A 12,725-nucleotide genomic window follows, 5' to 3' on the forward strand; every position below is an offset into this window, starting at 1 on the left:
ACAGGGGAGGGTTCATGACACAGGCGCGCAAGGCTTATGCCTTGATCGGCGCAGGTCCGATGGGGCTGGCGGCGGCCAAGGTGCTGAAGGAACAGGGCATCCCGTTCCAAGGTTTCGAGCTGCATTCCGATGTGGGCGGGTTGTGGGATATCGATGCGCCACGGTCGACCATGTACGAATCCGCGCATCTGATCTCGTCCAAGACGATGACCGAATTTGCCGATTTCCCGATGGGCGACGACGTGGCCGAATACCCGTCGCACCGGCAGATGCGCGACTATTTCCGGGCTTTTGCCGATCATTTCGGCCTGCACGATCACTACAAGTTCAACACCGAAGTGATCGACGCCTCGCCGCTGGGTACACCGGGCGATGGCTGGCGACTGACCTGGCGGGACGACCAAGGCACGCATAGCGGTGAGTTTGCCGGGGTACTGATCGCCAATGGCACCCTGTCGGAACCCAACATGCCCGATTTTCCCGGCCGGTTCGACGGCGAGTTGATCCACGCCGCGCAGTACCGCTATCCCAGCCAGTTCGACGGCAAGCGGGTGCTGGTCGTGGGCGCGGGCAATTCCGGGTGCGACATTGCGGTGGACGCCATCCATCACGCCGCGCAGTGCGACCTGTCGATGCGGCGGGGATACTATTTCGTTCCGAAATACGTCTTTGGCAAACCCGCCGACACGCTGGGCGGGATGATCCGCCTGCCCATGTGGCTGAAGCGCCGGATCGACGGGATGATCCTGCGCTGGTTCGTGGGCGACCCGCAGAAATACGGATTCCCCAAGCCTGACTACAAACTCTACGAAAGCCACCCGGTGGTGAATTCGCTGGTCCTGTACCACGCGGGCCACGGCGACCTGCGCATTCGCCCCGACATCGAGCGGATCGAGGGCCGCACGGTCCACTTCAAGGGCGGCAGCGCCAGCGACTATGACATGATCCTGGCCGCGACCGGGTACAAGCTGCATTACCCGTTCATCGACCCCAACCTGCTGAACTGGAAGGGCGATGCGCCGCATCTGTACCTAAACGCCATGCATCCCGAACGCGACGATCTGTTTGTTCTGGGCATGATCGAGGCCACCGGGCTGGGCTGGCAAGGACGCCACGAGCAGGCCGAAATGGTGGCGCGCTATATCAAGGGTCTTCAGTCCGGCTGCCCCGTGGCCGCGGCGCTGAAGGCGGAAAAACAAAAAGACTATCAGCGCGCCACCGGAGGCATGCAGTACCTGAACCTGCCCCGCATGGCCTATTACGTGGACAAGGCGACCTATCGCAAGGCGGTGACGGATTGGATCGCGCGGTTCCGGAAAGCCCGCGCATGACCGGCATCGACGAGATCACGCTGAATTTCAGCCCCGGTTCGCTGACTCTGCTGAACGCGATTCTGGCGATCGTGATGTTCTCGATCGCCATCGACCTGTCACCACGCGACTTCGACCGGCTGCGGCGCGCGCCCAAGCCCGTGGTGGTGGGGCTCGCCTCGCAATTCCTGGTGCTGCCGGTGCTGACCTTCCTGCTGGTCTGGCTGACCGAGCCGCGCCCCTCGATCGCATTGGGGCTGATCCTGGTGGCGGCATGTCCGGGGGGCAACATCTCGAATTTCATCACCCATCGTGCGGGCGGAAACGCGGCGCTTTCGGTGTCGATGACCGCCTTCGCCACCATCGGGGCCATCGTGATGACCCCGTTCAACATCGCGCTGTGGGGCGGGCTGTACCCGCCGACCCGCGCCATTCTGCAGCAGACCCAGATCGACCCGGTGCAGATCGCCATCATCGTCGGGCTGATGCTGATCCTGCCGCTGGTTCTGGGCGTGACCCTGAACCAGAAGCGCCCCGCCCTGACGGCGCGGCTGCGCGGGCCGCTGCAGATCCTGTCCATGGCCATTTTCGTGGCCTTCATCGTACTCGCCCTGGCGGCCAACTGGAGTTTCTTCCTGGGCTACGCCGGGGCGGTCGCCGGGCTTGTGATCGCTCACAACGCACTGGCACTGGGGGGCGGTTGGGTTGTGGCCACTCTGACCCGGCTGTCCCCCTTTGACCGGCGAGCAATCACGATCGAGACCGGCATCCAGAATTCGGGCCTTGGGCTGGTGCTGATCTTCGCCTTTTTCAACGGGCTGGGCGGGATGGCAGTGGTGGCCGCTTTCTGGGGAATCTGGCATGCCATCTCGGGGCTGGCGCTGGCGCAACTAATGGCCCGGACCGAGGCCGCCCGATGACCCGCATCCTGATCACCGGTGCTGCGGGCCTGGTCGGCCGCGCCCTGCTGGACGAGCTGAGCGACCATGAGGTGTTTGCCACCGATCTGCGCCGCCCGGACACGCTGCCGGACGAGGTTCCGTTTCTGCGCATGGACGTCACCACGGGCGACCCCGCCCGGGTGATCGCCAAGGTGAAGCCCGAGGTGATCGTGCATCTGGCCTCGATCGTCACGCCTCCGCCGGGGATGTCGCGGGCCGAGGCCCATGCGGTGGACGTGGGCGGCACGCGCAAGGTGGTCGATGCCGCGCTGGCCCAAGGCGTACGGCGGCTGGTCGTCACCTCGTCGGGAGCGGCCTATGGCTATCACGCGGACAACCCGGTGCTGCTGCGCGAAACCGATCCGGTGCGCGGCAACCCCGAGTTTCCCTATTCCGACCACAAGCGGCAGGTCGAGGAATTGCTGGCCGAGGCCCGAACCGCCGCGCCGCAGCTGGAGCAGGTGGTGCTGCGGGTGGGCACGGTGCTGGGCGACGGCACCGACAACCAGATCACCGCCCTGTTCCGCAAACCCCGCCTGCTGGCGGTGGCGGGCAGCGACAGCCCCTTCGTGTTCATCTGGACCCGCGATCTGGCCCGCATCCTGAAACGCGCAGCCACCGATGGGCCGCCCGGGGTGTACAACGTGGCCGGGGACGGCGCGCTGGGCGTCGACGATCTGGCTCGCGCGCTGGACAAACCCGTGCTGCGCCTGCCGGCGTGGGCGCTCAAGGCGGCGCTGGCCGTGGCCCGCCCTCTGGGCCTGTCGCGCTATGGACCTGAACAGGTGCGGTTCCTGCAATACCGACCGGTTCTGGACAATACGGCGCTGAAGACCGTGTTCGGCTATGTCCCGCAGAAGACCAGCGCCGAGGTGTTCGACCTTTGGAAAAGGAGTGTGGGCCTATGAAAACCGCAGTGATCTCGGGCGGTGCCGGCGGGCTGGGTCAGGCGCTCTCGGCCGCGCTGCAAGAGCGTGGATGGCGCGTGGTCCTGCTGGATCTGAAGGTGGATGGGGTGCAGGACACCGCTACGCAGATGGCGATTGCCTGCGATCTGACCGATCCGGCGCAACTGGCGCGCGCCGTGAACGATACGCTTGCGCATTGCGGCAGCATCGATCTGGTCGTCTACAACGCCGGGATCACCCAGATCTGCGGGTTCGATCAGTCCGACGACGCCAGCCACCGCAAGGTGTTCGAGATCAACTATTTTTCGGCCGTCTCGATGGCCCGCGCCTTTCTGCCCGCGCTGCGCCGGTCGCGAGGTGCGCATCTGGCGATCTCGTCGGTGGCGGGATTTGCGCCGCTGTATCACCGCACGGCCTATGCGGCCTCGAAACACGCGCTGGAAGGTTTCTTCAAATCGCTGCGGTCCGAAGAACGCCCCCATGGCGTGCGGGTGCATATCGCGGCGCCATCATTCGTGGCGACCAACCCGGGCCGGGCTGATCGGCAGCCGGATGGCACCGCACGCCCCGGATCTGCCAGCGACGGCATGGACGAGATGACCCCCGAGGCGGCCGCCCGCGTGATCCTGCAAGGGATGGATCGCGGGCGGCCCGTCATCCCGGTGGGCCGGGTGGCGCGGCTGGCCTGGTGGCTGAACCGGCTGGCCCCACGCCTGTACCAGCGCCTGATGGAGCGCAAAATCAGCGGCGCGTGACGCACGGCCATTAATTGCGGCCTGTCTCCCGGTGCGGGGTTGCCCTTTGGCCGCGGCTTTGCTTTGTCTCTGGCAAGCATTCCGGCCATTGGGCGTTTCATGTCCCGGACCGGTCACAGGGAGGATCTCGAAAATGGCGAAAGTTGCATTCCTTGGCCTGGGCGTCATGGGCTATCCGATGGCCGGGCATCTGCAGGCGGCCGGGCATGAGGTGACCGTCTACAACCGCACCGCGGCCAAGGCGGAGAAATGGGTGTCGCAGCATGGTGGCCAGATGGCGACCACGCCGCGCGGTGCCGCCGAGGGGGCCGAGTTCGTGATGGCCTGCGTCGGCAACGACGACGATCTGCGCATGGTCTGCACCGGCGAGGATGGCGCGTTCGGCGGCATGGCGGAAGGCTCGGTTTTCGTTGACCACACCACCGTTTCGGCCAAGGTCACGCGCGAGCTGTATGCGGCGGCAAAGGCGCGCGGGATCTCTTTTGTCGATGCGCCGATCTCGGGCGGTCAGGCCGGGGCCGAGAACGGGGTTCTGTCGATCATGTGCGGCGGCGATCAGGCTGCCTATGACCGGGCCGAGCCGGTGATGCAGGTTTATGCCAAGATCTGCCGCCGCATTGGAGACAGCGGCGCGGGCCAGATGACCAAGATGTGCAATCAGATCGCCATCGCAGGGCTGGTGCAGGGCCTGAGCGAAGCGCTGCATTTCGCCGAGAAGGCCGGGCTGGACGGGCGCGCGGTGGTCGAGGTAATCAGCCAGGGGGCCGCCGGAAGCTGGCAGATGTCGAACCGTTACGAGACCATGCTGGATGACCATTTCGACCACGGCTTTGCTGTGGACTGGATGCGCAAGGACCTTGGCATCTGCCTGGACACGGCGGACGAGACCGGGGCATCACTGCCGGTGACCGCGCTGGTCGATCAGTTCTACAAGGATGTACAGAAGATGGGCGGCGCCCGCTGGGACACCTCGTCACTGATCAAACGCCTGCGGGCATTGGGATAAAACGGGGGGCCGTCTGCCCCCATCGCGCCCAAGCGCGATTCCCCCCGAGGATATATTCAGCCAGATGAAGAGGGCCCCGGCGCGCACGGGGCGGAAGTTCGAATGAATGATGTCAGTGAGTTTTGGGCGGCCGCGCTGCGGCGGGTCTGGGGGCTGGACGCCCGGCTCTCGCGGCTGGATGGCGAGTATGACCTGAATTTCCTGGTGCAAGCCACCAATGGGCAGGATTATGTTCTGAAGGTCATGCGGGCCGGGTGTGACTCGCAGTTGGTGGATCTGCAGATCAAGGCGTTGGAGCATATCGCGGCCGAGGCCCCGGGGCTACCGTTTCCCAAGGTCATCCCCGGTCTGGACGGCGGTTTGCTGCTGCAGATCGACGACGACGCGGGACGGCCTCGTCTGGCGTGGCTGTTGGAAAGGCTGCCGGGCCGGTGCTATGCCAAGACGGTGCCGAAATCCGAGGACCTGATCCTGAAACTGGGCCGGGTATTGGGGGCGACCGATCGGGCGCTGGAGCGGTTTTCGCATCCCGGCCTGGAGCGGCCGGAGTTTAAATGGGACCTGACCCAGGCCGGCTGGATCGCTGACAAGCTGGATGCGGTTGCCGACCCCGATCGCGCGGCCCTTCTGCGCGAGATTTGTGCACAGTTCGATGCCGTCGCGGACATGCTGGCCGAGCTGCCCCGGCAGGCCATCCACAATGACGTGAATGACTACAACATCCTGGTCGAAGGAGAGCTGTCGGAGCGTCGGCAGGTTTCGGGCCTCATCGATTTGGGCGACATGTGCGCCGCGCCGCGGGTGTGCGAACTGGCGATCGCTGGGGCGTATGTGGTGCTGGATTACCCCCGCCCTGAACGGGCACTGGCCGCGCTGGTGCGGGGCTATCACGCCGCAAACCGGCTGCGCCCGCAGGAGGTGGATTTGCTCTGGCCTCTGCTGCGGATGCGGCTGGCCGTGTCGGTCGTCAATTCCACGCTGATGGCCACCGAAAACCCCGACGACCCGTATGTGACGATCAGCCAGGCACCGGCCTGGCGGTTTCTCGAGGATGGTTCGGTCAATGGCGAGCTGATGTCGGCGCGGCTGCGGGCGGTCTGCGGGCTGCCCGTCACCGATGGGGCCGAGCGCATTCACGCATATCTGGCCGAGCATCGCGGGCAGTTTGCGCAGTTGTTGGGGCAGGATCTGTCGGACGTTCCGATGGGTTCGCTGTCGGTCGAAAACTCGACCTGGCCGCAGAACCCGTTCCACATGCCGCTGGACGAGGCCGCGCGGGTGGGCGCGGAATTCGGCGACGGGTTGTGGCTGGGCTATTACAACGAACCGCGCCTGATCTATGCCGAGCCTGCGTTCCGCAAAGGTCCGTGGAAGGCGTCGGACCGGCGCACGGTGCATCTGGCGGTGGATGTGTTCGCGCCGGCGGGGACGCCTTTGCTGGCACCGCTGAGCGGGCGGGTCGAGGCGGTCGAGAACCGGGCGAACCATCTGGACTATGGCGGCGTGGTAATCCTGCATCACGAAACCCCCGAAGGTGACGCGTTCTATACGCTGTACGGGCATCTGGACCCCGAGGTCTGTGACCGGCTGAAACCGGGCGATCCGGTGGCGCAGGGGGCGGCATTCGCCCGGCTGGGCGATGCCGGCCAGAACGGCGGCTGGGCGCCACATGTGCATTTCCAGCTGGCGCTGACCACGGACGGCATGCAGGCCGACTGGCCGGGCGTCGCCGACCCGGACGAGCTGGACCTGTGGCATGCGGTCTGCCCGAACCCGGCGGCCCTGCTGAACCTGCCCGACGAGAAGGTCTTCTATCGCCCGACCGACAAGGCCGAGATCCTGAACAAACGGCGGGCGCATTTTGGCGGCAACCTGAGCCTGACCTATGACGACCCGGTGATGCTGGTGCGTGGGTGGAAACATCACCTGTTCGACGAATGGGGGCGGCCCTATCTGGACGCCTACAACAACGTGCCGCATGTGGGGCACGCGCATCCGCGCATTCAGGCCGTGGCGGCGGATCAGTTGAAACGGATGAATTCGAACACCCGCTATCTGCATCCGGCGCAGGTGGAGTTTGCCGACAAGCTGCTGTCGAAACTGCCCGAACACCTGCAGGTGTGCTTCTTCGTCAACTCGGGCACCGAGGCCAACGAGCTGGCCCTGCGCCTGGCGCGGGCGCATAGCGGGGCCAAGGGCATGGTGACGCCCGATCACGGCTATCACGGCAACACCAATGCGGCGGTGGCCATTTCGGCTTACAAATTCAACAAGCCCGGCGGCGTGGGCCAAGCCGATTGGGTGGAACTGGTCGAGGTGGCCGACGATTATCGCGGCCGGTTCAAACGTGATGACCCCGACCGCGCGCAGAAATATGCCGACCTGGTCGACGACGCGATTGCAGCCCTGCAGCGCAAGGGGCACGGGGTCGCGGGGTTCATCGCCGAGACCTTCCCCTCGGTCGGAGGGCAGATCATCCCGCCAAAAGGCTATCTGCCAGCGGTTTACGAAAAGATCCGCGCCGCCGGCGGCGTCTGCATCGCCGACGAGGTGCAGACGGGCCTGGGCCGGCTGGGCGAGTACTATTTCGGCTTCGAACATCAGGGCGCGTCCCCTGATATCGTGGTTCTGGGCAAACCCATCGGCAACGGCCACCCCCTGGGCGTGCTGGTCACCACGCGCGATATCGCCGACAGTTTCGACAACGGGATCGAGTTCTTCTCGACCTTCGGCGGCTCGACCCTGTCCTGCCGGATCGGCAAGGAGGTGCTGGACATCGTCGATGACGAGGGCCTGCAGGAGAATGCCCGCGTGATGGGCGCACGGCTGATGGATGGTCTGCGCGCGATCGAAGCCGAGTTCGCCTGCGTGGGCGACGTGCGGGGGATGGGCCTGTTTCTTGGGGTCGAACTGATCAACCCCGACGGCTCGGAAGGCACCGAGATCTGCCGGTACGTCAAGAACCGGATGCGGGACCACCGCATCCTGATCGGCAGCGAGGGGCCGAAGGACAACATCCTGAAGATCCGCCCGCCTTTGACCATCGAGGCCGAAGATGTGGACATGATCCTGTGGGCGCTGCGGTCTGTGTTGGCCGAGGTGGGCGACTATGCCCCTGCCCCGGTGTGCGACCACAGCCATCACCATGACGGGTGCGGCTGCTGCTGAGAAACGCCCCGGCCGAATTCGGCCAGGGCACTGAACCGCGCTGTCAGTGCAGCACGGCCGAGGGGGTCTGATGGCCGGTGGTCGGCAGTGGAACGGCGGAGGTCATGCGCCGCAGGGCCAGCCCGAACTCTTCGGACAGTGACGCCAGCGCGGGCGCGAAATCGGGGCGTACGATCAAGGCGGCCAGCATCATCGCATCCTCGCGCGCCCCTTCCGAGGCCGCAGCGATCATCTGCGCGAAACAGCTTTCGTCCGCGCCCAGACAGGCGCAGCCCAGCCCGTGCCGGATCAGGGGGCGGCGGGCGTGATGGGCGCACAGGCTGCACAGACGATCCAGCGCCAGCATGGCCAGCTGCCCATGATCGGCGCCCAGCGCGATGTCGAAGTCATGTGCGGCGTCGGCACGGCCGGCGGCCCCGTCACTCCACATCCGCAGGTACATGACGGCGCCAGCCTCGATCGGGGTCAGATCGGCCAGCCGTCCGACCGGGGCGCCGCCCCGGGTCGATGCGCCGCTCATTTTGTCAGGATCAATTTACCCGCGCGGGTGATGCGCAGGGTATACAGCTGGTCGCCCAGTTCGATATGGGCCAGGTTGCCGCCCTGCGTCAGGTCCTCGGCCTTGTGGGCCGGCAGCATCGAAACGGCATAGGCTTGGGTCGGATTCGGGTTCTGCGCGTTCATCGGGTCATCTCCGGTTGTGTTCAGGCAAAGCGCCTTTTCCGTTCAACTTTCATGGATCTGGCTGGCCCGGAACCGGGTTGGCTGCGTGTCTTCATGCTTAATCTGATAAAAATACTAAGGTATGTCAAGTGCCGGTTTCCTGCTATTCGCACACCGAACCATTGCGCCCTTGCGGCAGGCCCGTTAGGCCGGGTCTCGGCACTTAGAGACGGGAGCGGAGATGACGGCGGCAATCGTGTTTGATCTGGATGGCACGCTGGTGGACAGCCTGGCCGACATTGCGGCAGCAGCGAACCGGATGCTGGCCGATCAGGGCTATGCGCCCCTGCCCGAAGAAACGATCCGGGGATTCGTCGGCAATGGTCTGCCAAAACTGGTTGAGCGCGTGATCCTCCACTGCGGACTGAGCATTGAGCGCCATTCCGAACTGACACAGGTCACGCTGAACCATTACAGCCAGGCATCAAGTGCGATCACCAGGCCTTATCCAGGTGTCAAAGACGCTCTGCGACGACTGCGGGCTGCAAATATCGCGCTAGGGGTCTGCACCAACAAACCGGAAGCGCCCGCGCAGCATATCCTTGAGGTTCTGGATCTGGCGCAGTTCTTCGACGTGGTGATCGGCGGAGATACAGTGAAATCCCGCAAACCCGACCCCGCCCACCTGACCGCCACGTTCGAGGCACTGGGTTCAAACGACGCGCGTGTCTTTGTGGGCGACAGCGAAGTGGACGCAGAAACCGCCCAACGTGCCCAAGTCCCATTTCTGCTGTATTCGGAAGGGTATCGAAAGTCGCCGGTCTCAGAACTTCCTCATTTGGCCAGCTTCGACGACTTTGCGCGCCTCCCCGACCTGGCAATGCGCATCACGGGCTTATCTGGCACCGGGCTCTAAGGCTTTGGCTGCCAAGGGATTCAACTGATTTTCTGGGGTTTTTGAGGGGCCGGCTGAGGGGGTAGGTAGCCAGCCCCTCTTCGGGGAAAGTGGTAGGCCAAGTTTGACCTTGGTTAATCAGACAATAGCCCAGCCTACCTATGCCCGAAATTGGGGGTTTCCCGTAGAGAGACACTTTTTGCGAAAAATTCGCAGAATTTCCTTCGCTGACGTCTAGCGCCTGATCACTCAGGCCCCAAACCATCGGCCGGGGGTGGCGCGGCTGGGCTCGCTTTGTCCAAAAGCGTCTCGTACATGTGCGGATAGACGAAGCGAGCAGCCGCACGGGCGATCACCAGTTCCTCGTTGGTGGGGATGACCATGACCTGAACCCGGGACAGCGGTGTCGAGATGATCCGGGCGTGGTCCGTGTTGGCATCGTGGTCCAGCTCAATCCCCAACCATCCCATGTTGACGCAAATCCTTTCGCGCACCAGCGCAGAGTTCTCGCCAATCCCACCAGTGAACACCACCGCATCCAGCCCACCCAGCACAGCCGCAAGGGCACCGAGTTCACGCCGCGCACGGAAATTGAAATAGCTGATGGCCCGGCGCGCGCTGCCGCTGTCGGACTTTTCCAGAGTTCGCATGTCGCTGGACAGACCGGACAGACCCAGCAGACCGGATTTGCGATACAGAAGTTCGGTGATCTCATCCACGCTCATGCCCTTCTGGTCCATGAGGTAGAGGACGACACCGGGATCCAACTGGCCGCATCGGGTTCCCATAGGCAGACCGTCTATGGCCGAGAACCCCATGCTGGACCCGACCGAGCGGCCGTGGATCATACCGCACATCGACGCGCCGTTGCCCAGATGCGCCACGATGACCCGGCCGCCATGCAGCAGCGGAGCGGTCTTGGCCAGATGGCCCGAGATGTATTCGTAGCTGAGGCCGTGAAACCCATAACGGCGAACGCCCTTGTCATAATACTCGGTCGGCAAGGCAAACGTATCGTTGACCCAAGGGTGACTGCGATGAAAGGCGGTGTCGAAACAGGCAACCTGCACCGCATCGGGGAACCGCTCGACCGAGGCACGAACGCCGCTGAGGTTGTAGGGCTGGTGCAACGGCGCGAACGGCGAGAGTTCGTCAAGCGCTGCAAGGCTTTCAGGTGTCAGCAAGATCGGTTGATCGTGGTCAGGACCACCGTGAACGATGCGGTGGCCGACGGCTGCAATATTGGCCGCGGGAAATTGCTGGACGATCAGGTCCAGAACATGGTTCAGGGCCTCGTTGTGATCGGCAATCCCGTCTGCCACATCACCGCCCAATGTGCGGCCATCCGACGTTTTGGCGCGGATGGTCGCGCCAGCGGCGCTGATGCGGTCCACGATTCCGGTGCAGATTGCAACCGGGTCATCGGATGGCAACGAAAACAGCCCGAACTTCAGAGACGACGAGCCTGCGTTCAGCGTGATGACATGGCTCATGACCGCCCCCCGGCAATGCGGGCGGCGTGCAGGGCAGCCACGGCGCAGGATGCCAAACGCGCCTTGTCGTCATCCGCGCGGCTGTTCAGGATGATCGGCACCTTCGCCCCCAGAACCACCCCTGCCGCTTCGGCGTTGGCGATATATGTCAGCTGTTTGGCCAGCATGTTGCCCGCATCCAGGTTCGGAACCACAAGTATGTCGGCCTGTCCGGCCACTGGCGAGACGATCCCCTTGATCCGTGCTGCGGCCATGCTGACCGCATTGTCCATGGCCAGCGGACCGTCGACCAAGCCTCCTATGATCTGGCCCCGTTCAGCCATTTTGGACAGCAACGCCGCGTCGATCGAGGACCGAATGGCCGGGTTCACCGTCTCGACCGCCGACAGAACGCCGACCTTGGGCGTTTCCATCCCGATCGAGATCGCCAGATCAATCGCGTTCTGGGTAATGTCGATCTTGGTTTGCAGATCGGGCTCGATATTGATCGCGGCGTCGGTCACCAGCAGCGGGTGCGGTTGCCCGGGCACGTCCATGACGAAAACATGGGTAAAGCGCCGGCCCGCGCGCAATCCCTGATCCTTCCGCAATGCGGCCCTCAGCAGATCATCGGTGTGCAGATGCCCCTTCATCAGCGCCCCGGCCCGGCCTTCGACCACAAGGTCGACGGCGATGCGGGCGGCTTCGCTGTGCTCTTCCGCGGCGACAATCTCGAAACCATCCAGCTTTTCGCCCAGTTCCTGCGCCGCCTGCCCGATCAGGTCCGGGCGACCGACAAGTATCGGCTCAATGATCGTTTCCCGCGCAGCCAGGATCGCGCCGCCCAGCGAGTTCGGGTCCTCCGGCGCGACGACGGCGGTCGGGATGGGATCCAGCGGCCGGGATTTCTCCAGCAACGCGTCGAAGTGACGGTGCCGCTGAACGATCAGGCCGGGAACCTCGATTTCGCGGAACGACAGCGCGCGGTCCGGCGCGATTACCACGGCCTTGCCGCTGACGATGACCGCGTCATCCCTGCATCGGGTGACGGTGGTATCCAAGACCACCTCGCGGTTGGCACGCTTTTCGGTGACGACCACGCGCGCCAAAAGCTCGTCCCCGGCCATGGCACGGCCCACGAAGTCGAACTGTTGCGACTTATAAAGCGTCCCGGCCCCGGGAAGGATGTTTCCCAGAACAGCCGAGATCAGCGCGCCCACGAACAGCGATGGCGCCACCGCCTCGGGCCGGTCGTCTCCATCCCCGTCCTCATGGGCCAGGTGCAGCGGGTTGTGATTGCCCGAATTCGCGGCGAAGGCATAAAAGTCATCCTCGGTGCACAGACGCTTCAGTTCGGCCGTGTCCCCGATGTTGAGCTGATCATAGGGTTTGTTGTGATACTGCATCTGGTTCAACCTGCGAATATTGCGCGCCGAACGCGGCCATACAAGGGCCGAGCGACCGGAGCTGTGTTGCCCGGAACCTGATGGATTACACGCGAAATGTCCAACTCATACCCCGGCACGTCACGTCATATTTGCGTGCCGGAAGACCTTGCACGAGCGATGCAACAAGACGTTGACAGCCACCCGGTTTTTTTGACGCGC

At 64.2% G+C, this 12,725-nt stretch carries 11 protein-coding genes; 7 read left to right on the forward strand and 4 right to left on the reverse strand.

From position 1 onward, the window contains the following. Positions 1-14: 14 nt before the first annotated feature. From K3752_RS13185 to K3752_RS13210, 6 genes are all read left to right on the forward strand, one after another. Entirely contained in the window at positions 15-1,331 is a 1,317-nt protein-coding gene (locus tag K3752_RS13185; protein ID WP_260063487.1) for an NAD(P)/FAD-dependent oxidoreductase, read from the forward strand. Next, the gene (locus K3752_RS13190) at positions 1,328-2,230 is read left to right on the forward strand and encodes a bile acid:sodium symporter family protein (RefSeq protein WP_260063488.1); all 903 of its coding nucleotides are present in this window, start codon (positions 1,328-1,330) and stop codon (positions 2,228-2,230) included. The genes K3752_RS13185 and K3752_RS13190 overlap by 4 nt, the downstream gene beginning before the upstream one ends. Further along, a complete protein-coding gene (locus K3752_RS13195; protein ID WP_260063489.1) occupies positions 2,227-3,159 on the forward strand; it encodes an SDR family oxidoreductase in 933 nt (310 codons plus the stop codon). The genes K3752_RS13190 and K3752_RS13195 overlap by 4 nt, the downstream gene beginning before the upstream one ends. Next, complete coding sequence (locus K3752_RS13200; RefSeq protein WP_260063490.1) at positions 3,156-3,914, forward strand: SDR family oxidoreductase; 759 nt, start codon at positions 3,156-3,158, stop codon at positions 3,912-3,914. The genes K3752_RS13195 and K3752_RS13200 overlap by 4 nt, the downstream gene beginning before the upstream one ends. 133 nt (positions 3,915-4,047) lie before the next feature. Then, entirely contained in the window at positions 4,048-4,920 is an 873-nt protein-coding gene (locus tag K3752_RS13205) for an NAD(P)-dependent oxidoreductase (protein ID WP_260063491.1), read from the forward strand. Positions 4,921-5,022: 102 nt separating this feature from the next. Next, positions 5,023-8,088, forward strand: coding sequence for an aminotransferase class III-fold pyridoxal phosphate-dependent enzyme (locus K3752_RS13210; protein ID WP_260063492.1), 3,066 nt, complete (start codon positions 5,023-5,025; stop codon positions 8,086-8,088). Between the two features lie 43 nt (positions 8,089-8,131). On the opposite strand, the gene K3752_RS13215 is transcribed toward K3752_RS13210, so the two are convergent. Both K3752_RS13215 and hemP read right to left on the reverse strand, forming a co-directional pair. Then, entirely contained in the window at positions 8,132-8,608 is a 477-nt protein-coding gene (locus K3752_RS13215; protein WP_170337651.1) for a hypothetical protein, read from the reverse strand. Then, positions 8,605-8,772, reverse strand: a complete 168-nt coding sequence (gene hemP, locus K3752_RS13220) for a hemin uptake protein HemP (RefSeq protein ID WP_005978533.1) — start codon at positions 8,770-8,772, stop codon at positions 8,605-8,607. The genes K3752_RS13215 and hemP overlap by 4 nt, the downstream gene beginning before the upstream one ends. A 220-nt stretch (positions 8,773-8,992) precedes the next feature. Here hemP and gph point away from each other — a divergent pair, with 220 nt between their 5' ends. After that, positions 8,993-9,667, forward strand: coding sequence for a phosphoglycolate phosphatase (gene gph / locus K3752_RS13225; RefSeq protein ID WP_260063493.1), 675 nt, complete (start codon positions 8,993-8,995; stop codon positions 9,665-9,667). 224 nt (positions 9,668-9,891) lie between these two features. On the opposite strand, the gene K3752_RS13230 is transcribed toward gph, so the two are convergent. Together K3752_RS13230 and K3752_RS13235 are read right to left on the reverse strand one after the other, a co-directional pair. After that, positions 9,892-11,139, reverse strand: coding sequence for an acetate/propionate family kinase (locus tag K3752_RS13230; RefSeq protein ID WP_170401401.1), 1,248 nt, complete (start codon positions 11,137-11,139; stop codon positions 9,892-9,894). Then, on the reverse strand, positions 11,136-12,524 hold the full coding sequence (locus K3752_RS13235; RefSeq protein ID WP_170401398.1) for a bifunctional enoyl-CoA hydratase/phosphate acetyltransferase: 1,389 nt from the start codon (positions 12,522-12,524) through the stop codon (positions 11,136-11,138). The genes K3752_RS13230 and K3752_RS13235 overlap by 4 nt, the downstream gene beginning before the upstream one ends. Positions 12,525-12,725: the final 201 nt, after the last annotated feature.

Source organism: Ruegeria sp. B32 (genome assembly GCF_025141855.1).
GTDB classification, from domain to species: Bacteria; Pseudomonadota; Alphaproteobacteria; order Rhodobacterales; family Rhodobacteraceae; genus Ruegeria; species Ruegeria arenilitoris.